Annotated in this window: 22 protein-coding genes; 6 read left to right on the top strand and 16 right to left on the bottom strand. The window is 70.3% G+C overall.

Annotated features, from left to right (window positions below):
- Window positions 1-148 precede the first annotated feature (148 nt).
- The 9 genes from ACFO6Q_RS13165 to ACFO6Q_RS13125 form a co-directional block, all read right to left on the bottom strand.
- Entirely contained in the window at window positions 149-2,257 is a 2,109-nt protein-coding gene (locus ACFO6Q_RS13165; RefSeq protein ID WP_380021567.1) for an AsmA family protein, read from the bottom strand.
- Window positions 2,258-2,536: 279 nt separating this feature from the next.
- Complete coding sequence (locus tag ACFO6Q_RS13160; protein WP_380021566.1) at window positions 2,537-5,608, bottom strand: beta strand repeat-containing protein; 3,072 nt, start codon at window positions 5,606-5,608, stop codon at window positions 2,537-2,539.
- 305 nt (window positions 5,609-5,913) lie between these two features.
- On the bottom strand, window positions 5,914-6,567 hold the full coding sequence (locus tag ACFO6Q_RS13155) for a GIY-YIG nuclease family protein (RefSeq protein ID WP_380021565.1): 654 nt from the start codon (window positions 6,565-6,567) through the stop codon (window positions 5,914-5,916).
- A gap of 34 nt (window positions 6,568-6,601) precedes the next feature.
- Complete coding sequence (arsB, locus tag ACFO6Q_RS13150; protein ID WP_380021564.1) at window positions 6,602-7,714, bottom strand: ACR3 family arsenite efflux transporter; 1,113 nt, start codon at window positions 7,712-7,714, stop codon at window positions 6,602-6,604.
- Entirely contained in the window at window positions 7,704-8,204 is a 501-nt protein-coding gene (locus ACFO6Q_RS13145; protein WP_380021563.1) for an arsenate reductase ArsC, read from the bottom strand. The genes arsB and ACFO6Q_RS13145 overlap by 11 nt, the downstream gene beginning before the upstream one ends.
- Complete coding sequence (locus ACFO6Q_RS13140) at window positions 8,201-8,677, bottom strand: ArsI/CadI family heavy metal resistance metalloenzyme (protein WP_380021562.1); 477 nt, start codon at window positions 8,675-8,677, stop codon at window positions 8,201-8,203. Before ACFO6Q_RS13140 ends, ACFO6Q_RS13145 begins: the two co-directional genes overlap by 4 nt.
- Window positions 8,674-9,018, bottom strand: a complete 345-nt coding sequence (locus ACFO6Q_RS13135) for an ArsR/SmtB family transcription factor (protein ID WP_380021561.1) — start codon at window positions 9,016-9,018, stop codon at window positions 8,674-8,676. Before ACFO6Q_RS13135 ends, ACFO6Q_RS13140 begins: the two co-directional genes overlap by 4 nt.
- Before the next feature lie 108 nt (window positions 9,019-9,126).
- Window positions 9,127-9,462 (bottom strand): YnfA family protein, encoded by a 336-nt coding sequence (locus ACFO6Q_RS13130; protein ID WP_380021560.1) that lies wholly within the window; start codon window positions 9,460-9,462, stop codon window positions 9,127-9,129.
- A 71-nt stretch (window positions 9,463-9,533) separates the two neighbouring features.
- Window positions 9,534-10,160: a cation transporter gene (locus ACFO6Q_RS13125; protein ID WP_380021559.1), complete on the bottom strand. Its 627-nt coding sequence runs from the start codon at window positions 10,158-10,160 to the stop codon at window positions 9,534-9,536.
- 145 nt (window positions 10,161-10,305) lie between these two features.
- On the opposite strand from ACFO6Q_RS13125, the gene ACFO6Q_RS13120 reads away from it, so the two are divergent.
- The 3 genes from ACFO6Q_RS13120 (at window position 10,306) to ACFO6Q_RS13110 (ending at window position 13,213) form a co-directional block, all read left to right on the top strand.
- Window positions 10,306-10,701: a MerR family transcriptional regulator gene (locus ACFO6Q_RS13120; protein WP_380021558.1), complete on the top strand. Its 396-nt coding sequence runs from the start codon at window positions 10,306-10,308 to the stop codon at window positions 10,699-10,701.
- Complete coding sequence (locus tag ACFO6Q_RS13115) at window positions 10,662-11,648, top strand: PLP-dependent cysteine synthase family protein (protein ID WP_380021557.1); 987 nt, start codon at window positions 10,662-10,664, stop codon at window positions 11,646-11,648. Before ACFO6Q_RS13120 ends, ACFO6Q_RS13115 begins: the two co-directional genes overlap by 40 nt.
- Window positions 11,649-11,818: 170 nt before the next feature.
- Window positions 11,819-13,213, top strand: coding sequence for a sigma-54-dependent transcriptional regulator (locus tag ACFO6Q_RS13110; protein WP_380021556.1), 1,395 nt, complete (start codon window positions 11,819-11,821; stop codon window positions 13,211-13,213).
- Between the two features lie 27 nt (window positions 13,214-13,240).
- Here the strand turns inward: ACFO6Q_RS13110 and ACFO6Q_RS13105 are convergent, their stop codons facing one another.
- From ACFO6Q_RS13105 to ACFO6Q_RS13080, 6 genes are all read right to left on the bottom strand, one after another.
- Window positions 13,241-13,666 carry a CBS domain-containing protein gene (locus ACFO6Q_RS13105; protein ID WP_380021555.1) on the bottom strand — a complete coding sequence of 142 codons (426 nt, stop codon included), beginning with the start codon at window positions 13,664-13,666 and terminating at the stop codon, window positions 13,241-13,243.
- 40 nt (window positions 13,667-13,706) lie between these two features.
- Window positions 13,707-13,892 (bottom strand): hypothetical protein, encoded by a 186-nt coding sequence (locus ACFO6Q_RS13100; protein ID WP_380021554.1) that lies wholly within the window; start codon window positions 13,890-13,892, stop codon window positions 13,707-13,709.
- Between the two features lie 47 nt (window positions 13,893-13,939).
- Window positions 13,940-14,539, bottom strand: a complete 600-nt coding sequence (locus ACFO6Q_RS13095) for a type 1 glutamine amidotransferase domain-containing protein (RefSeq protein ID WP_380021553.1) — start codon at window positions 14,537-14,539, stop codon at window positions 13,940-13,942.
- A 180-nt stretch (window positions 14,540-14,719) separates the two neighbouring features.
- Window positions 14,720-17,254 carry a DNA ligase D gene (gene ligD / locus ACFO6Q_RS13090; RefSeq protein WP_380021552.1) on the bottom strand — a complete coding sequence of 845 codons (2,535 nt, stop codon included), beginning with the start codon at window positions 17,252-17,254 and terminating at the stop codon, window positions 14,720-14,722.
- Between the two features lie 7 nt (window positions 17,255-17,261).
- Window positions 17,262-18,158 carry a non-homologous end joining protein Ku gene (gene ku, locus ACFO6Q_RS13085; protein ID WP_380021551.1) on the bottom strand — a complete coding sequence of 299 codons (897 nt, stop codon included), beginning with the start codon at window positions 18,156-18,158 and terminating at the stop codon, window positions 17,262-17,264.
- Window positions 18,159-18,333: 175 nt separating this feature from the next.
- On the bottom strand, window positions 18,334-18,675 hold the full coding sequence (locus ACFO6Q_RS13080) for a DUF3175 domain-containing protein (RefSeq protein WP_380021550.1): 342 nt from the start codon (window positions 18,673-18,675) through the stop codon (window positions 18,334-18,336).
- Between the two features lie 25 nt (window positions 18,676-18,700).
- On the opposite strand from ACFO6Q_RS13080, the gene ACFO6Q_RS13075 reads away from it, so the two are divergent.
- The 3 genes from ACFO6Q_RS13075 (at window position 18,701) to ACFO6Q_RS13065 (ending at window position 19,905) form a co-directional block, all read left to right on the top strand.
- On the top strand, window positions 18,701-18,946 hold the full coding sequence (locus tag ACFO6Q_RS13075; RefSeq protein ID WP_380021549.1) for a hypothetical protein: 246 nt from the start codon (window positions 18,701-18,703) through the stop codon (window positions 18,944-18,946).
- Window positions 18,947-19,052: 106 nt separating this feature from the next.
- Complete coding sequence (locus ACFO6Q_RS13070) at window positions 19,053-19,346, top strand: DUF3247 family protein (RefSeq protein ID WP_380021548.1); 294 nt, start codon at window positions 19,053-19,055, stop codon at window positions 19,344-19,346.
- Between the two features lie 61 nt (window positions 19,347-19,407).
- Window positions 19,408-19,905 carry a hypothetical protein gene (locus ACFO6Q_RS13065; RefSeq protein ID WP_380021547.1) on the top strand — a complete coding sequence of 166 codons (498 nt, stop codon included), beginning with the start codon at window positions 19,408-19,410 and terminating at the stop codon, window positions 19,903-19,905.
- Between the two features lie 68 nt (window positions 19,906-19,973).
- Here the strand turns inward: ACFO6Q_RS13065 and ACFO6Q_RS13060 are convergent, their stop codons facing one another.
- Window positions 19,974-22,973, bottom strand: coding sequence for a S8 family serine peptidase (locus ACFO6Q_RS13060; RefSeq protein WP_380021546.1), 3,000 nt, complete (start codon window positions 22,971-22,973; stop codon window positions 19,974-19,976).
- Between the last annotated feature and the right edge of the window lie 318 nt (window positions 22,974-23,291).

Raw genomic sequence — 23,291 nt, 5'->3', positions numbered from 1 at the left:
GCACGACCGGAACAATCCACGGTTATCGGCTCATGCCGACGAATCTGCCAGGAACCGGCTCGCTGAACGGCAATGCGTTCCGACGCCTGCGTCGAAATGATGGCGAGTCGCGGCCGTCGTATCCGGCAGCGAGGCGCCGTCGACCCGCTCACCTGACTGCCGGACTTGCTTGTTGTCGTTTGGCAGGCAGCGCCCGCGGCTTGTCGCGCATCTGCGTCAGTATCCCCGCGCACGGATCGACGTCCTTGTCGTTGCTCGGCGCGATCAGCGCGAGCAAGGCGGCGGCCGGCGCGGCGGCCACACCGAGGGCGACGGCGCCGCCGCCGCGCAGCAGCAGCTTGCCGGTGTGCACGCCGACGTCGGGATTGCCGAGCGTTCCCTTCACGTAGAGTGGCGAACGCAGCGAGAAGATGCGCAGGCCCTTCGTGTGTGGCGTGATGTCGAGATCGAGCGCTTCGCTGGCGAAGTTGACCGAACCGTCGATGTTGATCAGGGCATTGTCGGTGTCGAACACCGCCAGGCGCGATTCGAGCAGGCCGTCCTTCGCGGCGAAGTCGGCGGCGGCGCAGTTGATCTTCACCGGCTGGTCGCCGAACAGCTTCACGACGACGTAGTTGCCGACGTTGAGGCCGGCCAGCTCCATCAGCTCGCGGCTGACGACGCCGTTGCTCATCAGCAGCCGGACTTCGCCATTGGACGATCCGAGCAGCGCCGCGACGGAGTTGCCGCTGGCCGACAGCGTCGCGTCGACGTTCAACCGCCCCAGCGCATCCTGCATCGTCTTCATCTTCGGAAACAGCTCGCGCAGTTCGAGGCCGCGCGCCTGCAGCTTGATGTCGCCCGTCATCGTCGCCTTGCGGCCATCGAGGCGGACGGTGGAGCGTGCCTTGCCGCCGGCGAAGCCGAAATCCAGCGGCGCCAGAGCCAGCGCTCCGGCGTCGAGGATCACGTGCGCCTGCAGGTCGCTGAGCGGCAGGCTGCCCTCGCGCACGATGCGCTTGCCGTTGAAGGCGACGTCGGCGTCCATCGCGCGCCAGCGATCGGTGCGGAACGGATCGTTCGGCAGCACCTTGCCGCCGGCCGGACGCCGCGGGGCATCCTTGCCGCCGGGCGGCGTCGCATCGGAGGCCTTGCTGCGGTCGCCGGTGTCCAGGCCGATCAGCGGTCCGAGGTCGGCGAACTGCAGCTTCTCCGACCACAGCTTGCCGCTCAGCTTCGGCCGTGGCTCCACCTGCGCGTAGGTGAGCGTGCCGTGCAGGTCGCTTCCGCCGACGCGGCCGTTGAAGCCGTCGTAGGTGAACATGCGCGCGCCGGCCTGCAGCACCGCCTTCAAATGGCCGTCGGTCTCGAACGGCGGCGTGTCGGGCAGCGTCACGCCGATGACCGGATACAGGTGCGCCATGCTGTCGGCGGCCAGGCGCAGGCGCAGGTCGACGGCATCGGGACTGCGCGGATCGGTGATCGAGCCGGCCAGCGCGATGCGCACGTCGCCGATGCGCAGGTCGGCCTGCAGCGGGAACGCGCGGCCGGCGCTGCGCAACGCCAGCACGCCGCCGGTCTTGCCGCTGCCCGAAACCTTGGCGCCGTTGTAGCTGCCGCGCGCCTTGAAGCCGAAGGCGAAGTCCTGCGTGTTCGCGCGCGTGGAGGACGGCTCGGCGGATTTCGCGGCCTCGCCCATCACTTCGGCGAAGGCGATCGGCTGGCCGAGCGGCTCGATCTCGACGGCGGCGTCGATGCGGTCGGCCGGGTCGCGCAGGGTGATCGTGCCGGCATCGAAACCGATGTCGCCGAGGTCGAGCGTCCACGCCGACGGCGGCGCACCGTCGTCGCGCGCGAAGGCGAATGTCCAGTTGTTGCGTTTTTCGCCTTCCCTTTCCAGATGGATCGTCGGCCGGCCGAGCTGCACGTGGGGAATGGAAACGCGATGCGCGAGGAGACCGAGCAGCGAAAGACGGAACTCCACCTGCTCCAAGTGCGCGAAATGCTTCTCGTGCGCCCACTCCGGATTGTCGATGCGCAGATCCTTCGCCGTGAACACCGGACCGGGCAGCCAGTCGCCGCGTTCCCGGTCGCGACGCCAGCGCACCGACAGATCGCCGTCGATCGCGAACGGACGCCCCAGCGCGGCGCTGGCTTTCTCGTTGATCGTCGGCCGCGCCCGATTCCAGTCGAACGTCGCGACGAACACGACGAGGGCGACGAGCAGCAAACCCAGAAGGCCACCGATCCAGGCGGCGATGCGATGTCCACGTTTCATGGCGCTCCCGATCGCATGCACGACAGGAATCCGAGTCTCGCCGACGGCGACGGAATCCTTCCTGACCGGTGCCGTGCATCGAGCGGGAAGATCTTTCCGCGGGCGAGATTGGCAGCGCATGCGCGACACGCATCGCGTGCACGCGCGCGAGTGACGCGGGCGGCCGTTCCGCTCGCCGGCTCCGGCCGGATTTCTCGAACGGAAAACGACGAGCCCGCCGTGCGGCGGGCTCGCCGGTCTGTCCGGGTCGGAAGCCGCTTCCGACCCGCGTGGCTCACGTCACGGCGTCGCGCCGCAGTCCAGATCGAAGCCGTTGCGGAAGATCGGATCGGCCGGATCGAGGTTCTCCAGCGTGAACAGCGTGACCTGCGCGTTCGGCACGCCCGCTTCCTGCGCCGAGACCTGGTACTTGCCGATCAGTCCGTTCGCGGTCGCCTCGACGTAGGCGGCACCGTCGGCATCGGTCACCGCCGTCGCGGTCTGTCCGCCTGCCCCGCCGTTCGCCGACAGCGACGCCGACGGCCCGTCCTCGGGCGCGGTGAAGTCGACCGAAACCCCGGCGCGCGGCTGGCCCTGCGGATCGGCCAGGCGCACGATCAGCGCGCAGGCGAATGGCTGCTCGATGACGGCCGCCTGCGTCGTGCCGCCGATCGGCGTCGACGAATTGCCCGGCGTGTTGCTGAGCTGGTACGAAACGCCGCTCGGCAGGCCGTCGACCTGTGCGGTCACCGTGTAGCTGCCGACGGTCGAATTCGCCGTCGCCTGCACCACCGCCTCGCCGGCGGCGTCGGTGGCGACGTCGAGCATCGCGCCGCTCTGCGCACCGGACGACAGCACGGCGCTCGCCCCCGAGTTCGGCGCGAGGAAGTGCGCGACGGCGCCGGCGACGGCGTTCTGGAACTGGTCGCGCACGCGCACCTTCAGCGGCTGCGGGAACGCGGTGTTGACCTGCGTGCTCTGCTGCGTGCCGCCGCCGATGCTGCCGTCGCCGCCGATCGGCACCACGTCGTGCGGCGTGCCGGCGGTGTTGGTCAGGTCGAAGTCGAATGCGCCCGGCACACCGGCGACGGCCGCCGAGACGAGGTAGTGGCCGGCGACGGTGTTCGCGGTCGCCTGCACCTGGGCCTCGCCGTTCGCACCGGTGGTCGCACCGGTCGCGGACAGCGTTGCACTCGCGCCCGAAGCCGGCGGCGCGAAGCTGACGGCGACGTCCGGCACCGGATTGCCGTGGTCGTCCTCGACGCGCACGACCAGCGGCGTCGGGAACGGCGTGTTGACTGTGGTCGACTGCGTTCCGCTGCCGCTGCCGCCGATCACGATCGCCGACGGCGGGCCGGCCGTGTTGGTGAGGCCGAACGTGGCGGCCGGAGCGCCGCCGGCGCTGGCCGAGACCGTGTAGCTGCCGGCGAGCGAATTGGCGGTCGCGCCGACGCTGGCGACGCCGTCGGCGCCGGTCAGCGCGACGCTCGCCGACAATGTCGCGGTCGCGCCGTTGCCGGCGGAACTCGCGGCGAATGCGACGCTGACGTTCGGCACCGGATTGCCGAACGCGTCGCGCGCCTGCACCGCCAGCGGCTGCGCGAACGGCATGCCCACCGGCGCGCTCTGCACGCCGCCGCCGGTCGTCACGATCGAGGTCGGTGCGCCGGCGGTGTTGCTGAGCTGGAACGCGGCCGCGGTGCCGACACCAGCCACCGTTGCATTGACGGCATAGCTGCCGGCCTGCGCGTTGGCGGTGGCGGTCACCGACGCGGTGCCGTCCGCGCCGGTCGTCGCGCTCGCGGCGCTCAGCGCGGCGCTGGCGCCGCCGGGCGATGCCGCCGCGGCGAAGGCGACCTGCACGCCGGACACCGGATTGCCGAAGGCATCGCTGACGGTCACCTGCAGCGGTTGCGCGAACGGCGTGGTGACCGCCGTGCTCTGCGCGCCGCCGCCGGACGCGGCGATCGTCGCCTGCGTGCCGGCCGTGTTGGTGAGCGAGAACGCCGCCGCACCGGGCACGCCGGCGACGCTGGCATTGACGCCGTACTGGCCGGCGACGAGGTTCGCGTGAGCGGTGACCGTCGCGCGGCCGTCGGCATCGGTCGACGCCTGTGGCGCGGACAAGGTCGCGCCCGCGCCGTTGCCGGCCGCCGCGACGGCGAAGGACACCGGCACCGACGGCACCGGGTTGTCGTATGCGTCGACCACGACCACCGCCAGCGCCTGCGGGAACGGCGTATCGACCGGCGTGCTCTGCGTGTTGCCGCCGCTGCCGTCGGTCGGAATCGACACGTCGCTCGGCGTGCCCGCCGTGTTGGTGAGGTGGAACAGCTGCGGATCGGCCAGGCCGGCCACCTGCACGCTGATCGTGTAGGCGCCGGCGATCGTGTTCGCCGTCGTCGTCACGCTGGCGTCGCCGTTGCCGTCGGTGAGCACGGCGAGCGTCGAACCGCTGCTGCCGCCGGTGCTGAACGTCGCGCTCGCGCCGACCGCTGGCGCGGTGAAGGTCACCTGCGTGCCGGCCACGCCGTTGCCGGCGCCGTCGAGCACGCGCAGGCCCAGCGGCGCGGGGAACTGCGTGTTCACCGTCGCCGACTGGCCATCGCCGGCCACGTTGCCGACCGTCGCCGGCACGCCCAGCGTCACGGCGTCCAGCGCCACGTTGTCGAAGCGGATCGTCGGCAGCAGGTCGGCGGTGAGCAGGCCCTGCGGCTGCGCGAACAGCCGCAGCTCGATCGGATCGGCGACAATCGACGCCGGCGAGACGTAGGTCATTTCCAGATGGTAGGTCGTGCCCAGCAGCAGCTGCAGGGTGACCGCGCCGGCCGGCGCGGTGTCGCTGGACGCGAGCACGCTGCCGCCCGCGGCGATCGCGATGCCGGTGTGCGTGTTGTCGAGCAGGCCCAGCTGCAGCACGCGGCCGACGTCGACGTCGGCGGACAGGATGTAGCGCGTGTTCGGCTGCACGCTGGTCGTCAGCGCCTGCCCGAAGTAGCCGCCGTTGTTGATCAGGCCAAGGGCGCTGACGCCGACCAGTCCGCCGATCGTCGCGTTCTGCGTCGTCGCCGAGATCGACAGCGTCGGCGGCGCGAGCAGGCCGAGCGCGCCGGCGTAGGTACCGGTCCACGGTCCCGTGCCGATCGGCACGTTCGTGCCGCTGCCGCCGATCAGCCCGCCGCCGACCGAACCTGCGTTGGCGGCAGCGGAGAAATCGCCGTTGCCGACGGGCACGGGCGCCGCGGCGGCGCTGGTGGTCAGCGCCAGCAGCGCGGTCGCGCACCAGGCGAGCCACGCCGGCGGGCGGCTCGCCGCAAGGGGCCGATGCGCGCCACGGCGCGCGCGAAGCATCCGGGAATGGCGGGAATTCATCTGCGTGCTCCTCGAAGCCGGTCTCGTGGGACGACGGACCTGCGAAGCGACGGCAGTCGGTCGCGCCCGACCGTCAACCTACCGGCGACAAAAGAGAGCTACACCCTGTCAAAAATGACAGGGCCATCGCGGCGGCGTCTTCACGCAACCGCCACTTGCGCGCGCGCAGCATCGCGTCTCTTGCGCCCACCGTGCGGCGTGAAGTCGAGGTGAAAGACGCGACGCGCGGCGCGGCAGGCGCGCGCCGCCGGTACGGTCTCCGGGTGAACCGGCGCGCACCGCTCCGCCGTGGCGGCGGAAGGCAATCAGGGACGGCCGGACTCGTCGAGCCGACGTGCCGCATGCCAGCGCCGGACCCGATCCGGCACCGCATCAGCGACGTCCAGTCCGACCGCGGCAAAGGCGTCGAGCGCGTCGACCAGCGCGCGCTCGTAGACGGTGCCCGCCGGCGCGGAACCGGCCGGCGCGTTGTGCCTCTCGTACTCCAGTGCCTCCAGCATCGCCGCGGACCAGGCGAACAGGAGATCGCGGCGCGCCGACAACGCCGAGCGCATCCATTCGTCCGGCCGCTGCCACGACCACGCATGGCGCGATGCCGTTTCCCTCGCCGCGTCGACCGCCTCCTGCAGGGCTCCGCGGAACCATTCGGAATGGCCGCCGGCGGTCTCGCGCACGGCCAGCGGAGCCAGCGCCCGGCAATCGGCGAAGGCTTCGAGCAGGCGGCGCTCGAGTGCACGCGCCTGGCTGACTTTTTCGGTGGCGACGAGGATGCCCTGGTCGAGGCCGAAGAATTCGAAGAAGCGCGTGTGCAACGTCCGCCAGCGATCCATCGGATCGCGCGTGAAGCCGATCTTGAACAGCGTGTCGTCGCGGCAGCCGAGCACGTAGACGAAGGCCCGCCCGCGCGAAAGCCTGCGCGGGAACGCTGCAGGATCGTCGTATCCGGAACGGCGGGTCACTGTGCGGGAAGTCTTCCGATGTTCGTCACCGCACTCATTCTCTCCGAGCGGCACGTTCCGCGCGACCGGCGATTGCCGCGGGCGCAGCCGTCGTTTCCGAAGCCTCGTACCAGCGCCGGCTGCGGTTCACCAGATGCACGATCGACAGCATCACCGGCACCTCGACCAGCACGCCGACCACCGTCGCCAGCGCGGCGCCGGAGCGCAGCCCGAACAGGCTGATCGCCGCCGCCACCGCCAGTTCGAAGAAATTGCTCGCGCCGATCAGCGCGGCAGGCCCGGCGACGCGGAACGGTACCTTCAGCCGCCGGCACAGGCCATAGGCGATCGCTGCATTGAGATACACCTGGATCAGGATCGGCACCGCGAGCAGGACGATGATCATCGGCTGCGCCAGGATCGCCTCGCCCTGGAAACCGAACAGCAGCACCAGCGTCGCCAGCAGCGCCGCCGTCGACCACGGCTCGCTCCGGACCAGCACGCGTTCGAGCGACGCGGGACCGTCGCGCAGCAGTCGCCGCCGCCACATCTGCGCGGCGACCACCGGCACGACGATGTAGAGCAGCACCGACAGCAGCAGCGTGCCCCACGGCACCTGGATCGACGCCACGCCGAGCAGCAGCGCGACGATCGGCGCGAACGCGACGATCATGACCGCGTCGTTGAGCGCGACCTGGCTCAGGGTGAAGTTGGGTTCGCCGCCGCACAGGCGCGACCAGACGAACACCATCGCCGTGCACGGCGCCGCGGCGAGCAGGACCAGGCCGGCGACGTAGGCGTCGAGCTGGTCGGCCGGCAGCCACGACGCGAACACGTGGCGCACGAACAACCCGCCGAGCAGCGCCATCGAGAACGGCTTGATCGCCCAGTTGACGAACAGCGTGACGCCGATGCCGCGGACCTGCTCCCGCACCTGCCTGAGCTGCGCGAAATCCACCTTCAGCAGCATCGGCACGATCATCAGCCAGACCAGGATCGCCACCGGCAGGTTGATGTGCTGCAGTTCGAGTGCGGCCAGCCGCTCGAACGCCGAGGGGAACACGTGCCCGAGCGCGATGCCGGCGACGATGCACAGCACCACCCACAGGCTCAGGTAGCGCGCGAAGAATCCCAGCGCCGCCGCGTCGGCGGCGGCGTCAGAGCTCATCGCCGGCGGTCTGTCCGATCGCGCGCAGCTGTGCCTGCCGCGACAGGCGATCGAGCTTGTCCAGCGGCAGGGCCAGGAACAGATCGATGCGCTGGCGCAGCATCATCCAGGCCTGCTGGAACGCGCGGCGCCGGTCGTCCTCGCTGCCTTCGGCCTTGGCCGGATCGGGCACGCCCCAGTGCGCGGTGACCGGCTGGCCCGGCCAGACCGGGCAGACCTCGCCGGCCGCGTCGTCGCAGACGGTGATGACGAAATCCATCGACGGCGCATCGGCGCCGGCGAACTCGTCCCAGCTCTTGCTGCGCAGCGGTTCGACGTAGCCGAAGGCCTGCGCCAGTTCGGCCGCGATCGGCTGCACCTTGCCGGCGGGAAAGCTGCCGGCGCTCCAGGCCCTGAAGCGGCCTTCGCCGAGCACGTTGAGCATGGCCTCGGCCATGACGCTGCGCGCCGAGTTGCCGGTGCACAGGAACAACACGTTGTAGGCGGTCATGCGCGGCCTCGGGTGTCGACGGAAGCGCAGGCCGGCGAAGCCGCCGGTCCGCAGCAGGTCGTGGAAGTCCGAGCGGACGACGGCATCGCCTCCGGCGCCGCGGTGTAGGTCGTGGCTTCGTCGAAGCTGTGGAAGCTCTCCCAGCGCACGCCCTGCGGATCCTCGGCCCAGAACTTGTCGGAGCGCGCGTAGCAGCAGGTCGTGGCCTTCTCGGCCAGCGCGACCGCATCGGCGGCGTGCAGGCGCCGGCCGATCGCGTCCAGCTCGGCGGCGTCTTCCGCCTGCAGGCCGAGGTGGTCGACGCCGGCACTGCGGCCGCGCTGCGAGATGGCGAAGTTGACGCGTGGATCGTCGAGCATCCACTTCGCGTAGTCGGGCTTGAGCACCGTCGGCTCGACGCCGAACAAGGTCGAATAGAAGCGGACGCTGGCGTCGAGCGCATCGACGTTCACGTGGACGTGGAAGCGTTTCATGGTTTTCTCCGGGCGGGTTTGCAGGCAGAAAGCGGCGCACAAGCAGACGACGACGGCGAGCCGGCGCAGCAGTTCTCGGTCAGGAAGCCGAGCAGCGCGTTCATCGTCGGGTAGCTCGCGCGGCACTGGATGACGCGTCCGCGGCGTTCGTCGCGAACGAGGCCGGCGCGGCGCAGGATGTGCAGATGGTTGGTCAGCGTGGCGCCGGCCAGTCCGGTCGCTTCGCCGAGTTCGCCGACGGCCAGACCGTCGTCCCCCGCCTGCACCAGCAGGCGGAACAGGTTCAGGCGGTGCTCGTGGGCGAGTGCGTTGAGGGCGGCGAGCGCGTCATTCGATTTCATATTTCTAGAATCATGGAAATATTGACCGGCGTCAAGACCACGGCGCAACGAGGCATGCCACTGCGCGGAGATCCTTGTTTCTTCGCTGCGGGCGCCCCGCCCCGCCGCTCAGCCCGCCCGCGGCACGAACGCAATCACCGCCATTCCGGCCAGCGCCAGCGCGCCGCCGAGCACGTCCCAGCGATCCGGCCGGATGCCGTCCACCACCCACAGCCATACCAGCGCGGTGACGACGTATGCGCTGCCGTACGCGGCGTAGGTGCGGCCCGCAGCGCTCGGATGCAGGCTGAGCAGCCAGACGAAGACGGCCAGCGCAGCGGCGGCCGGCAGCAGCACCCAGGCACCGGCGCGGCCGCGCATCCACAGGTACGGCAGGTAGCAGCCGACGATCTCGGCCACCGCCGTGAGGCCGAACAGCAGCACGGTCCTGAGCGCCGTTTCCATCGCGTTTTCCTCGTGCGTTGCGCCCGGCGACGAGCGTGGGGTGAAGCGCGGCAGACGCAGCGACGCGTCCGTCACGCCCCGCTGCGTTCGAGCCGCAGCGCGGCCCACGCGCTGCGCAGCACGCGCAGCGCCGATCGCAGGAACACTAGCAGCAGGACGCCGGCGATCGCCAGGTCGGGCCAGCCCGCGCCGAAGACGGCCACGCCGGCCGCCGCGGCGAGCACGGCGAAGCCTTCCCAGACGTCGTTGCGCGAGCACTCCCAGGCCGAGGACAGGTTCACGTCGGCGTGCCGATGCGGGGCGAGCAGGCGCAGGCACAGCACGTTGGCGGCGAGATTGGCCAGCGCCGCGACGCCCATGCCCTCGAAAAGCGGCACGGCGGGATGACCCAGGCGCCACGCGATCTGCGCGGCGACGGCGAGCGCGGCGGCGAGGATCAGGGCGCCCTTGAACAGCGCCACGCGCGCCTTCGCGACGGGGCCGGCGCCGACCACGGCCAGGCTCAGCGCATAGGTCAGCGCGTCGCCGAGGTTGTCCAGTCCGCCCGACAGCAGCGAGGACGAGCGCGACCACCACGCGGCGCCGACCATCATGACGAAAGTCGCCGCGTTGACGGCGAGCACGATCGACAGTACGCGCCTGTGCTGCGCCTGCAGGGCCTGCAGTTCGAGAGTCCTGCCGCAACACGCCTCGCCCATGTCCGCCTCCCGGATCGCCGCCTGTCGCCGCCGCGATGCCACCATCGCGCGGACGCGTCGCGGTCGCGCGTCCGCGTGACGGTGGCCGGGACGGTCAGGCCGAGCGTAAAGTCCGTAGCCGCTACAAGGTCAAGCCGGAGAGTCCATGAAGATCGGCGAAGTCGCCGCCGCCAGCGGCTGCCACCTGGAAACCATCCGCTACTACGAGCGCATCGGCCTGCTGCCGCCGCCGGCGCGCACATCCGGCGGCTATCGCGCCTACGCCAAAGCCGACGTCGAGCGCCTGCGCTTCGTCACGCGCGGCCGCGGTCTCGGTTTCAGCCTCGAGGAGATCCGCAGCCTGCTGCAGCTGGCCGGTCACGACGACCTGTCCTGCGCCGAGGTCGACCGCGTGGCGCATGCGCACCTGCGCGACATCCGCACGCGCATCGCCGACCTGCAGCGCATGGCCGGCGAACTCGAGCGCGTCATCGACGGCTGCGGCCGCGGCCGGCGCGGGCAGTGCACGATCCTCTCCACCCTGCGGCGGGCTTCGGCGTGACCGCGCCGGCGAACGTGCTCGACCACATCGGACGCACGCCGCTGGTGCGCCTGGAGCGCATCGCCGCGGGCCTGCCCGTGCCGGTGCTGGCCAAGTGCGAGCACCTCAATCCGGGCGGCTCGATCAAGGACCGCATCGCGCTGGCGATCGTCGACGATGCGCAGGCGCGCGGCGTGCTGCATGCAGGCATGACCCTGGTCGAAGCCACTGCCGGAAACACCGGCGTCGGACTCGCCCTCGTCGCGGCGGCGCGCGGCTACGCGCTGGTCTGCGTGATGCCGGAGAAGATGTCGACCGACAAGCGCACGGCGCTCGCCGCGCTCGGCGCGAAGGTCGTCGTCGTGCCGAACGCGCCGCTCGCCAGCCCGGACAACTTCCGCAACGTCGCCCGCCGCCTGGCCGAGGAAAACGGCTGGTTCCTCACCGACCAGTTCTGCAACCCGGCCAACGTGCGCATCCACGAGCAGACGACGGCGGAGGAAATCCTGCAGCAGACGCACGGCCGCGTCGGCGCCTTCGTTGCCGGCGCCGGCACCGGCGGCACCCTTTCCGGCGTGGGCCGCCGCCTCAAGGCGCAGCTTCCCGCGGTGCGCATCGTGCTGGCCGACCCGCTCGGATCGGCGCTCGCCGACTGGGTGGAAAACGGAACTCCGGGGCCGGACGGCTCCTACCAGGTCGAAGGCATCGGCGCAGGCCAGCCGCCGCAGAACCTGCACCGCGAGGTGATCGACGGCGTCGAACGGGTCAGCGACGAGGAAAGCTTCGGCATGGTCAGACGGCTCGTGCGCGAGGAAGGCCTGCTCGTCGGCGGCTCGGCGGGCACCAACGTCGTCGCCGCGCTGCGGCTCGCGGCGCGCGGCGGTCTCGACGGCCCGGTCGTCACCGTGCTGCCCGATTCGTGGGACCGCTACCGTGCCAAGCCCTGGATGCAGGGCTGGGACTCCTGAGCGAACCGCTGCGGCGAGACGGAACGCCGCATGAAGCAGACACGCGCATCGGACGGTCTTAAGGAAACGGCAACGCCCTCTTCACCTCCGCCGCACGCCTTCACGACTATTGAGGTCGCAGGGTGCGGAAGGTGAACGAGACATCCGCTCGCGGATGAAAGGATGCTGCGATGACCGACCGTTGCGAGAGCGCCGGGAACGTCCTCCTCGCCGACGACAGCGCCGACTTCCGCTCGAAGGTGGCGCAGCTCGCGCGCTCGTGCGGCTGCGAGGTGACCGCGGCGGCCACCTTCGATGCCGCGCGGGGCATCGCCGCGGATCGCGAGTTCGACCTGCTGCTGGTCGACGTCGCGCTGCCCGACGGCGACGGCCTGGATTTCGTCGAGGAAGTCGATCTCGCCGCACACGGCCGCATCGCCGTCGTCACGGCGAGCCCTTCGCTGGAAACCGCCGTCCGCGCCGTCCGCGCACCGGTGGCCGAATACCTGGTGAAGCCGGTGCCGACCGGCGCACTGATCCGGCTGCTGGAAGAAGCGCGTCTGCGCGCGCAGACGCGGCGTCCGCCGGAGACCGGACAGCTGGGCGGCATGATCGGGCAGAGCGCGACGATGCGCGCGCTGTTCGAGCAGCTGCGGCGTGTCGCCCCGCTGGACGTCCGCGTCTTCCTGCACGGCGAGAGCGGCACCGGGAAAGAACTCGTGGCGCGCGCGCTGCACGGATTGAGCGGGCGCGCCGGGCGTTTCGTCGCGGTCAACTGCGGGGCGATCGCGCCGGACCTGATGAGCAGCCAGCTGTTCGGACACGAACGCGGCTCGTTCACCGGCGCGGTGCAGGCGCACGCCGGCTTCTTCGAGCAGGCCGCCGGCGGCACGCTGTTCCTCGACGAAGTCACCGAGATGCCGCAGGAGCTGCAGGTATTCCTGCTGCGCGTGCTGGAAACGCGCACGCTGGTTCGCGTCGGCGGCACCCGCGAGGTGCCGTTCGACGTGCGCGTGGTGGCGGCCAGCAACCGCGATCCGCAGCATGCGGTCGCGGCCGGCCGGCTGCGTCCGGATCTGTACTACCGCCTGGCCGAATTCCCGATCGAGATCGCACCGCTGCGCGACCGGAGCGACGACGTGCCGCTGCTGGTGCGCCACTTCGTGGCGCGCCTGAACGAACGTTACGGCCGCTCGCGTCGCTTCGACGCGCCGTCCCTGCGCCGCCTGGCCGAATACGACTGGCCCGGCAACGTGCGCGAACTGCAGCACGTCGTGCAGCGGCACTACCTCCTGTCCGACGACGACACGATCCGTGTGCACCTGCCGTCGCCGCGTCCGCAGACGGACAGCGACGGCTCGGTGCGCTTCCGCGTCGGCATGACGCTTGCGGACGTGGAGCGCGAAATGCTGCTGCGCACGCTGGCGAGCTGCGGCGACAACAAGCGGCGCGCGGCGCGCACGCTCGGCATCACGGCGAAGACCATCTACAACCGCCTGCGGCGCTATCGGTCGCGCGGACTGCTCGAAACGCCGGAAACGCCGGACGGTGGCGCGCCGGACCGGGCGGAAGACGGCTGGCACTGAGCCGGCCGATCCCGCCGCGCCGGCGGCTCAGTGCGGCGAAGCGACGCCGCGCAGCATCTGGTTCGCCGAACCCCTGTCGCCGCCATGGGCGACGTTGCTCAGCGTCACCATGCCGACCAGGCGTTTGTCGCGATTGATCACCGGCAGGCGGCGCACGCCGAGTTCGGCCATGTTCTGCGCCACGTGCGAGACGTCCTCGTCGTCGAAGCAGTAGCGGATATCCTCGCTCATGACCTCGCGCACCGGCGTCTGCGCGCCCAGGCCGAGTGCAACCGCGCGGATCACGATGTCGCGGTCGGTGATCATGCCGATCAGGCGGTCGTTCTCGCCGACCGGGAGGCTGCCGACGTCCTCGGCCGCCATCACCGAGGCCGCGTCGCGGATGGTCTGGTCCGGTGCCGCCACGTGCACGCCCGGCGTCATGACTTCGCTGATCTTTCTCGTCGTCTTCATGGCTGGTTTCCTCGCTTGCGGAATTTTCTCGGAGCGGCGCTCACGAACCCGGCGCGCCGGCCGCGCCGCACTGCGGATGGCCGCAATGGCAGGCGCTGTCGCCCGATTCGGGCACCGCCTGCGTCGCCGCATTGGCGCAGTGCGGACTGCAGTAGGTCTGCCCGGACGCAACTTCGCAGGTGCATCCCTTGTGCGCGCAGGTTTGGCTGGATTGGTCGACGATCATCGGTTTTCTCCTGGAGTGGGAAAGAAAGGTTCGCCGCGCATCGCCGATCAACGCAGCTGCGCGTGCACCGAAGCCGACGCGGCGCCGGCATGCTGACCGGCGTGGCGGCCCTCACCGATCTCCTCGGTGAGCTTGAGGCAGAACGCGGGCAGGTCCTGCGGCGTCCGGCTCGTGACCAGCCCCTCGTCGACGACGACTTCCTCGTCGAGCACGATCGCGCCGGCGTTGCGCAGATCGGTGCGGATGCTGCGCACCGAGGTCACACGGCGGCCTTCGACCACGCCGGCGTCGATCAGGGTCCAGCCGGCGTGGCAGATCGCGCCGACCGGCTTGTGCTGGCTGAAGAAGTCGCGCACGAAACCCAGTGCCTTGTCGTCGCTGCGCAACGCGTCGGGATTGAACACGCCGCCGGGCAGCACGAGCGCGTCGTAGTCCGCCGCGCCGACCTCGTCGAGCGTACGGTCGACGGTCACGTCGTCGCCCGGGTCGAAGTGCCGGAAGCCCCGGATCGTTCCGGACTGCGGCGCGACGACGTCCACGCGCGCGCCGACTTCCGTCAATGCGTTCTTCGGCACTTCCAGTTCGGACTGCTCGAAGCCGTGCGTGGCGAGAATCGCCACGGTTCTGCCTTTCAGACTTCCGTCCATTGCGTACCTCCACTGTCGATTCCGGGGGAGCTGTGCGAAGGGTTGCATCCGCCGTGCCACGACGCCCTGCCCCGCAGCGCCTTCCGCTGCGCGGGCGTGCCCGCGAGATTCCTGTCCGCGATGGGAACAAATTTCCGACGGTGTGAAGTCCGGTGCGCCTCCCGACGCCCCGTCGACCGTTCAGCCGACCTGCGGCAGACGCTGGTCGAGCGCGTCGTAGCCCTGCCACGGGTCCCGTCGCAGCCGCGCGGCGCGACGCTGCGCGGCGGCGAGGTCGTACATCGACGAGGACGAGGCGGAGGAAAGATCCTCCCAGCGCAGCGGCATCGCCACCGGCGCGCCGGGCCGCGCGCGCAGCGACCAGCTCGCCACGCTGGTCGCACCACGCGTGTTGCGCAGCCAGTCGATGAAGATGCGGCCCCTGCGCTTGGCCTTGCTCGCGGTGGCGACGTAGGTCAGCGGGCTGCTGGCGACCATCGCGTCGGCGAACGCCTCGCAGAACGCCTTCACCTCGGCCCAGTCCGGTCCGCGCCGGATCGGCGCGACGACGTGCACGCCCTTGCCGCCGGTGAGGCGCACGAAACTCTCCAGCCCCGCCTCGCGCAGCTTCGCGCGCACGTCCCGCGCCGCCTCGATCAGCGCGGGCCAGGCGACGTCCGGCGCCGGATCGAGATCGAAGATCATCCGGTCCGGGCGATCGGGCGCGTCGGCATACGCGCCCCAGGGATGGAATTCGATCGTGTTCATCTGCACCAGCTCGAGCAGGCCGGCTTCGTCGTCGATGTAGAGATAGCGGTCGCTGCCGCCGGCCTTCTCGCGCAATCGCACGTAGCGCACCTGCGCGCCGAGCGCATCGGCGTGATGCTTCTGGAAGAAGCACGTCGCGCCGGTGCCGTCGGGACAGCGCAGGATCGACAGCGGCCGGCCGATCAGCTCGGGCAGGATGCGGCCGGCGACCGCGCGGTAGTACTCGGCGACCTGCTGCTTGGTGATGCCCGCGTCCGGATAGACGACGCGCTCGGGATGCGTCACCATGACCGATCCGACCGTGCGCGCCTTCTTCGGCGTCGCCGCGACGACCGGCGACTGGCGCGGCGCCGGGCGCGCGGCGCGACCCTTGGCGGCATTCTTCGTCATGTCCAGGTCCTCCACCGATTTGTCGTCGCGCAGCCGCAGGAAGCTCGCCTGCCGCAGCAGTCCCTCCTTCGCCCAGCCGCGAAACTCGACCTCGACCACCAGCCGCGGCTCGACCCAGCGCACCGACGCGGAGCGGAACGGCACGTGCGAAGGCAGCGCGACCGTCGGCGACGGGCGCCGCAGCTCGCCCATGCGCGCCGCCAGCGTCTTCAGCAGCGCATCGTCGAAGCCGCTGCCGACGCGGCCGACGTAGCGCAGCACACCCGCTTCGGGCCGGGCCAGCAGCAGCGAGCCGAAGCCCGTGCGCGAGCCGTTCGGCGCGGTGTAGCCGACCACCGCGAATTCGTCGGTGTCGGCGTGCTTGATCTTGATCCAGGTCGATGCACGCCCCTGCACGTACGGCGCGTCGACGCGCTTGCTGACGATGCCTTCCAGGCCGTGGCGCCGCGCTTCCTGGAACACCGCCGCGCCGTTGCCGACGAGGTGGCTGCTCAATCCCAGCGCCGGGTCGCGGCTCGTCTTCAGCAGTTTCTCCAGCAGCTGCTTTCGCTGCAGCAGCGGAGCCTGGGTCAGGTCGACGCCCTCCAGCGCCGGCAGGTCGAACAGCACGTAGCGCAGATGCGCCGTGTCGCCGCTCTTGCGCGCCTCCTGCAACGCGGAGAAGTCGCTGCGCCCGCCGGCGTCCACCGCGATCATCTCGCCGTCGAGCCTGGCTCCGGCGACCGGCAGCGCCTGGATCGCGGCGGCGATCTCGGGCAGCTCGCCGGTCCAGTCGAGATCGTTGCGCGAACGCAGCACGACGCGGCCGCCGTCCAGGTCGGCCAGCAGGCGATAGCCGTCCCACTTGCTCTCGTGCAGCCAGCGCCCGCCTGCCGGCGGCGCTTGCGCCTGCGCGCACAGCTGCGGGGCGAAGCCGGCCGCCAGCGGCCGCGCGCGCGCTCCGGGCAGGGCTAGCGCAGCGGCGCGCCATTTCTTCGAGGTCGCCTTATCGGCGCTGCGCGCACGCGGCGTCTTCGCCGCGTGCGTGCGTGGCGCGGCAGGCGACGCAGCCGGCTTCGGCTTCTTGCCGAGCAGGTCGTCCGATTCCGCGTCGCGGGCCTGCGCGTCGCTGCGCTTGAACAGCAGCCATTGCTGCTGCCTGCCCTCGCGGCGCGTGCGCACCAGCGTCCAGTCGCCGCGCAGGCGCTGCCCGTGCAGGGTGAAGTCGAGCCGTCCCTTGGCCAGCGCCGGCAGCGGTTCGCCGTGCGCGCTCCAGCGGCCGTGGTCGAAGATGTCGACGTGCCCGGCGCCGTACTGGCCTTCGGGAATGTCGCCTTCGAACGTCGCGTAGGACAGCGGATGATCCTCGACCTCCACCGCCAGACGCTTCTCGCCCGCGCGCAGCGATGGTCCCTTCGGCACCGCCCAGCTCTTCAGAACGCCGTCCACCTCGAGGCGGAAATCGTAGTGCCGCGCCCGCGCGTGATGCAGCTGCACGACGAAGATCGGCGCGGGTGACCCCTTCTTCGCGCCGCGCTCGCCCGACGGCTCGGGCGTTTCGTCGAAGCGGCGCTTGCGGACGTACTCGCGCAGGCTCACGGCGTGCTCACGCCGGGCGGCGGCGGCGCGCCGCAGTGGTCTTCTTTTTCGCGGCAGGCTTGGCCTTCTTCTTCGGTGCGGCCGCGGTCTTCTTCTTCGCCGGCGAGCGGCGCTTGGATTCGATGCTCCGCTGCAGCAGCTTCATGAAATCGACGACGTTGGTGGTCGCCTTCGGCTCCGCCACGCTTTCCTTCGCCGACGTCACCACGCCCTGGCTGCGCATGCGTTCCTCGATCACGGCATGGAGGCGATCGCGGAACTCGTCGCGATAGTCCGCCGGGCTCCAGCGCGTACTCATCGATTCGATCAGCTGGCGCGCCATGCCCAGTTCCTTGGCGGTCACGCGGTATTCGGAGGCCTTCTTGTCCGGCAGGTCGTACTCGTCGAGGTCGACCAGCTCCTGCGGATAGCGCAGCAGGAGCAGCACCAGCGCCGCGTCGCGCGGCATCACCGCGGCCAGGTACTCGCGCGTGCGCACGACGACGCGGGCGATGCCGATCTTGCCGGTTTCCGCCAGCGTCTCGCGCAGCAGCACGTAGCCCTTCTGCGCCTTCTTGCCGGGCGTGAGCACGTAGGGCTTGTCGTAGTACTGCGGCGGGATCGCATCGGCGTCGACGAAGGTCTCCAGGTCCACCGATTCGTGGCTTTCCGGCGCGGCCGCGCGCAGGTCTTCCTCCTCGAGCACGACGTAGCTGCCCTTGTCGTATTCGAACGCCTTGACGACGTTCGCCCAGGGCACTTCCTCGCCGGTTTCGCTGTTGACGCGCTCGTAGCGGATCGGCGCGTTGTCGCGGCTGTCGAGCATGCGGAAATGCAGGTCCGTGCGCCGCTCGCCCGGCATCAGGTAGACCGGCACGTGCAGCAGACCGAAGGACAGTGTTCCGCTCCAGATCGCTCTCGGCATAAGGCCTCCTATCGCAGCGCCGGCACGGCGGGCGTACGCAGGAACGGCCTTCGCGGCCGCGCTTCCTGCCGCCCGCTTTCCCGGCGGAAAGAGTAGTGATGCCAGCATGAATCGGCGCGAACGCCCGCGCAAGCGCGGACGGCGGCGGGCGACGCGAAGCGCGATCAGGGACGGCCTAGCCGGTCCGGCCCGCCGGGCGATGCGCACCGCTCCCGCGCCGCGAGCGACGGCGCAGTTCGCGCAGCTCGTCCTTCGCGCGCTCGAGCGTCGCGCGGCGGCGCTTGGACAGGTTCGCACCGGCGCGGTTGAGATAGAACGTCAGCATCGACATCGCCGAGCGGAACGGATCGCTCTTGCGACGCCGGCTGCGCTCGGCCGAACGCTTGAGCGCGCGCGCGATGGCCGCCGGATCGTCGAGCGTGAACACGCCCTCGCGCAGGTCGAGCGCATGGCTGGTGCGCGTGACGTGCGCGGACCATCGCTTCGGCGATTGCTTGCGGTGCGTGGAGGAAGGCACGGCTCATCGGCTCCGGCGCGCCCGCGTGCGTGCGCCCTTGCGCGCGGCGGCGGAACGGCCGCTCTGGCCTTTCGTGCGCGCCGCCTTCTTCGCCGCCGCACTGCGGCTGGCGGCTTTCGCGCGCGCGGCTAGTTCGCAGGTTTTCTTCTCGGGCATGGCGGCCTCCTGCGGATCGTCCGGCATTCGCCGCGCGGTCCGAAAAAAAACGGCTGCCCGGCATCCAATGTCCTGCAACGCGGATGCCATCCGCGGGATGCGGCTTCCGCACTGATTCGGACACCGCGCACGTGCCTGCAGCGGGAAAAATTTTCACTCGCAGAACGAATCGTCCGCGCAAGTTCAGCGCGGGTTCCTCGCCGCAGGCGCCTGATGCACGCATGAGCCGGACCGCCAAAACCGTCTGCACGCATCCGCGGGAAATCCGCCGGATCACGCGTCTGATCACCGAGCTGCCGAGCGGCGGGCGCGTGCGCATCGTCGAACGCAACGGACAGGTCCTGACCGGCACGGTGGTGGAACGGCCGGCGATGCAGGTGTTCGAGGACGGCGACGGCAGGGAGGGCCTCAACGCGGTGGTGCGCATCGACGATCCCGCAGCGCCGCCGTGGGACGCCGACCTGTGGCTCACCGACATCCGCAGGGTGGAATCGCTGGACGAACCGGGCGGATGAACCGCGGCGCACCCGCGTCTGCGGCCCCAACGCAGGGAGGCACCAGAATCGCGAGGAAGCCATGAAACATCGACGCGTGTTCAGTGCAGCGGATCTGGCCACGGCGAAAACGGCGATCGAGGCGGCGCGCGCGAGCGGCATCCAGAACGGATGCATCTCGCTGATCACGCGCGCGGACGTCGAACTCGAATCGATTCCGGCCGAGCGGCTCGACGCGACCACCGACACCATTCCCGCGGCGATCCGCGGCGCCGCCGAGGGCGGCGCGATCGGTCTGGTCGCGGGCCTGGTGGCGATCCTGGTGCCAGCGATCGGCATGACGATCGGCGGCGCCGCCCTGCTCACCGCGATCGGCGCGATGGTCGGTACCTCGTCGTCCGCGCTGATCGGCTCGGCGATCCCGAACGAGGTGCGGCGCCAGTTCGAGCACGAGATCGAGCGCGGCCGGATCCTCGTCGTGATCGACGGCGACAGGCAATCGCTGGCCGCAGCGGAAACCGCACTGATCGAGGCCGGAACCCGGCCGCTTCCGTTCGATCACCTCAGCCTGACGTCCTGAGCGGGCTCGGTGCAAAAAAAAAGCCGGCGCGAAACTCCGCGCCGGCTTCGACTTCCGATGAAACGATATTACGGGTTGACCAGCGTCACCTGCTTGCCTTCGCCGTTCACACCGTGGCCGCGAATGACGAAGTTGGCCGTGTAGCCGGCGATCACGTCCGAGACGAGCTGCATGTTCTGCCCGGCCAGGTCCGGATCGACCGGCGGCGCGTCGACGATGTCGCCGAGCCACGAGCGCCCGGAGTCGCTGGTGCTGCGGTCGTTCGACGCCGGGCTGCCGCCCGTCGTGCCGCGGTACACCATGGCGATGAGGACGTCGCCCGGACCGTCGAGCTCGAAGCCCCCGGCCGGCAGCGTGATCGTCTGCAGCGACGCCAGCGGCGAGGCCACGGCGATGTTCTGCATCGAGCCGACCAGCGTGGCGCCGTTGGACGGATCGTTGTCGTCGTCCTGGTACACGTAGATGTCGAACGTCTCGCCGACCACGGCACCGACGCCGCCGCCGCTGAGGTTGCCGACGAATACCGTCTGCACGCTGTCCAGCGTGAACGGATAGTCCGCCGCATCCGGCGTGAAGCGGTTCAACCAGACGAAGTAGTTGCCCGCGCCCGCGCCGACCGCGCCGAGCGAGCCGCCGGTGTTCCAGCTGTCGACCTGCAGGGAGATGCCGTCGGGCGGCGTGCCGCTGCCGCTCTTCACCGCCGCCGAGAGGTGCTGGTCCGGCGACTGGCCGCTGGCCTCGACCAGCTTGACCTCGCCGAACTTGATCGCCGTCAGCGTGCCGCTCGGCGTCGCCGTGATCGTCAGCTCCTGCTCCGCGCCCGGCGCCAGGTTGAACGTGGCCGGCGTGACGGACAGCGTGAAGCCGTCGCCGGTGCCCGACGCGTTCCAGGTTCCGGCCGTCGACATGCTGTTCTTGACCTTGCGCGTCCAGGTGCAGGTCGCCGCGCATTCCATGTCGCGCACGGAGGCGATGTTGAGGTCCTTGACGTCGATCGAGCCGCCGTTCGGATTGGCGTCGATGAAGTTCTGGTACGTCTCGTCCAGCGTGAGCCCGGCCTTGGCCGCCTTGCTCAGGTCGACGCGACCGCTGCCGACCTGGTCGGCATTCCACGACGTGGTGCCGTCTTCCTGGAAACCGGCCGACTTGGCGGTGGTCTGCAGCGCGGACTTGACCTGGGCCACGGACCATTCCGGCCGCGCCGCACGCACCAGCGCCGCGGCGCCGGCCAGATGCGGGCTCGACATCGAGGTGCCGCTGTTGAGGAAGTAGTTGCCGTCGGCCACGCGTCCGGCGGCGAGGATGTCGATGCCCGGGCCGGTGATGTCCGGCTTGGTCAGGTCGGCGTAGATGCCCGGCGTCGGTCCGCGCTTGCTGAAGCCGCCGAGCACGTCGCCCTGTCCTTCGGTGATCACGCCCTGCTTGAAGTCGCCGATCGCATTCGTCGCCGGATCGAAACCGTCGGCGAAGATCGTGTCGGCATTCGGCGCCGAACCGAGGTTGGCGCTGACGAACGCGATCAGGGCATCCGACTGGGCCAGGGTATCGAGCGAGAACGATGGAGTCGTGGTTCCCGTCGTGTCCATCGAGATGATCTGGTCCTGGTTGTTCGCGACGATGACCATCGTCGCGCCGGCCGCGGCCGCGTTGTTGACCTTCTCGATGAAGCCGCAGGCGGTGGTGCCGGGCGCCTGGAAACCACGGCGCACCACGGCGATCGAACCGGTGAAGTAGTTCGCCGGGAAGCCGCCGGTGTCGGTACAGCCGGACAGGTTGGCCGGATACGTGCGCAGCGGATAGTCGTTCAGCGGCGGCGTGGTCGAAACGATCGTGGTGCTGCCCGGGCTGATCGGAATGCTCTGGACGTTCGCCGGCGGCGTGCCGGGGCCGGTCACCTCCAGGCGCGGCAGGAAGGTCTCGTCCTGCGACGAGGCGGCCACCGTCAGCATCCACGGACCCATGTGCGAAACGCGGCCGATCGGATCGTTGACGCAGCCGGTCCGCGTGTTGCCGGCGGAGGCGGCGACGAAGACGTCGCCGTTGATCGCGTCGAGGAAGTCGCGGTCCTCGTCCTGCCACGGCGTACCGTTCGCGCAGCCCGGGCCGATCGAGTAGTTCACCACGTCGATCTGGTCGGCCACGAGGCTTTCGATGGCGGCGTTGATGGCGGCGTTGCTGAGATCTCCGTTGGCGCTTTCCACGCGGTAGGAGTACACCGCCGCGCACGGCGCCACGCCGGACATGCTGACGCCGTCCGGCAGCAGCGGGCCGGGATCTGCGGTGTTGTCGATCGTGTTGCCGGCGGCCGTGCTCGAGGTGTGCACGCCGTGTCCGCTCGACTGCGCGTTCGGCGTCGGCCCGTTGCACACGCCGGCGCTGCTGGTGTTGCAGTCGAACGCGTGCAGCTTCGGATTGGCCTGGCTGAAACCGCAGGTCTCGTCGTTGGCGAACGACGGATGGGCGGTATTGGTGCCGGTATCGATGATGCCGACCTTGATGCCCTGGCCCTTGGTGCCGGTGCCGCCGGGCACGCCGCTGCCGTCCCAGATCGTGTTGGCGCCGATGAACGTCGGGCCGCGGAACGTGTCGGGCTGGAACACGCGCACCGGCTTGACCGAAACCACGCCCGGCGCCGAAGCGACCTTGGCCAGTTCGTCGGGGCTGAGCGCGGCGGAGATGCCGTTGCGGACGATGCCGTAGGTATGGCTCACGCGCAGCGGACGGCCGAGCAGGTTCTCGATGGCCGTGACGTGCACGGCGCGCTGCGTCTCGAGATGCTTGGCGTAGCTGCGCGATGCGGACGAGTTCACGTCGAGCTTGCGCGTGCCGACGGTCTTCGGTGCGGTGGCGGCCAGGCCGGCCACGTCACCGGAATAGTGCAGCAGGCCCGGCTCGGCGAACGTGATGAGGTAGCTGCCGACACTGCTGACCTCGACACCGCCGGCGGCGGCGGTTTGCGCGCTCAGCGCGGGCTGCGCCGCGACAACGGTGGACGAGAATCCCATGCCCCCCAACAACGCCACGCCGACGGCGGATGCCAGCGCGTTCACACGTACGAATTTCTTCATCTTCACATCTCCAGCACAGTCACGATGAAACCCCGTGCGGCGGCGATTCCGCCGCACGATCGAGAAAACCAGTGTGGGAATCGCAGGTACGTCGAGCGGATCGTCACGGCCGGTGCTGCCACCGGCGGGCGCGGACGCGATGCGTTCCGGTGGCCTGCGCATGATCCGTCGAACGGTACGACGACGTGAATCGACTTCCCCCGAGTTCGAATGCTTTCGAACCGGCCCCGGCCCGGCGAAGGGCGCAATTCCGGTCCGGTTCGTTGTACCTGAAATGCTCGCGGCTGCGCTGTACAAATGGTCCGTTTAGTCCAGCCC

It is taken from the genome of Dokdonella ginsengisoli, assembly GCF_042652785.1.
In the GTDB taxonomy this organism is placed as follows: Bacteria; Pseudomonadota; Gammaproteobacteria; order Xanthomonadales; family Rhodanobacteraceae; genus Dokdonella_A; species Dokdonella_A ginsengisoli.
Note: the sequence above shows the minus strand (reverse complement) of the source record. Positions and strands in the feature narration are given on the sequence as shown.

Coding starts and splice junctions, on each gene's coding strand:
- ACFO6Q_RS13130 (WP_380021560.1), bottom strand. CDS start 9,462: ATGGAAACGGCGCTCAGGACCGTGCTGCTGTTCGGCCTCACGGCGGTG.
- ACFO6Q_RS13110 (WP_380021556.1), top strand. CDS start 11,819: ATGACCGACCGTTGCGAGAGCGCCGGGAACGTCCTCCTCGCCGACGAC.
- ku (WP_380021551.1), bottom strand. CDS start 18,158: ATGCCGAGAGCGATCTGGAGCGGAACACTGTCCTTCGGTCTGCTGCAC.
- ACFO6Q_RS13125 (WP_380021559.1), bottom strand. CDS start 10,160: ATGGGCGAGGCGTGTTGCGGCAGGACTCTCGAACTGCAGGCCCTGCAG.
- ACFO6Q_RS13060 (WP_380021546.1), bottom strand. CDS start 22,973: ATGAAGAAATTCGTACGTGTGAACGCGCTGGCATCCGCCGTCGGCGTG.
- ACFO6Q_RS13135 (WP_380021561.1), bottom strand. CDS start 9,018: ATGAAATCGAATGACGCGCTCGCCGCCCTCAACGCACTCGCCCACGAG.
- ACFO6Q_RS13160 (WP_380021566.1), bottom strand. CDS start 5,608: ATGAATTCCCGCCATTCCCGGATGCTTCGCGCGCGCCGTGGCGCGCAT.
- ACFO6Q_RS13095 (WP_380021553.1), bottom strand. CDS start 14,539: ATGGACGGAAGTCTGAAAGGCAGAACCGTGGCGATTCTCGCCACGCAC.
- ACFO6Q_RS13165 (WP_380021567.1), bottom strand. CDS start 2,257: ATGAAACGTGGACATCGCATCGCCGCCTGGATCGGTGGCCTTCTGGGT.
- ACFO6Q_RS13140 (WP_380021562.1), bottom strand. CDS start 8,677: ATGAAACGCTTCCACGTCCACGTGAACGTCGATGCGCTCGACGCCAGC.
- ACFO6Q_RS13065 (WP_380021547.1), top strand. CDS start 19,408: ATGAAACATCGACGCGTGTTCAGTGCAGCGGATCTGGCCACGGCGAAA.
- ACFO6Q_RS13105 (WP_380021555.1), bottom strand. CDS start 13,666: ATGAAGACGACGAGAAAGATCAGCGAAGTCATGACGCCGGGCGTGCAC.
- ACFO6Q_RS13070 (WP_380021548.1), top strand. CDS start 19,053: ATGAGCCGGACCGCCAAAACCGTCTGCACGCATCCGCGGGAAATCCGC.
- ACFO6Q_RS13120 (WP_380021558.1), top strand. CDS start 10,306: ATGAAGATCGGCGAAGTCGCCGCCGCCAGCGGCTGCCACCTGGAAACC.
- ACFO6Q_RS13100 (WP_380021554.1), bottom strand. CDS start 13,892: ATGATCGTCGACCAATCCAGCCAAACCTGCGCGCACAAGGGATGCACC.
- arsB (WP_380021564.1), bottom strand. CDS start 7,714: ATGAGCTCTGACGCCGCCGCCGACGCGGCGGCGCTGGGATTCTTCGCG.
- ACFO6Q_RS13145 (WP_380021563.1), bottom strand. CDS start 8,204: ATGACCGCCTACAACGTGTTGTTCCTGTGCACCGGCAACTCGGCGCGC.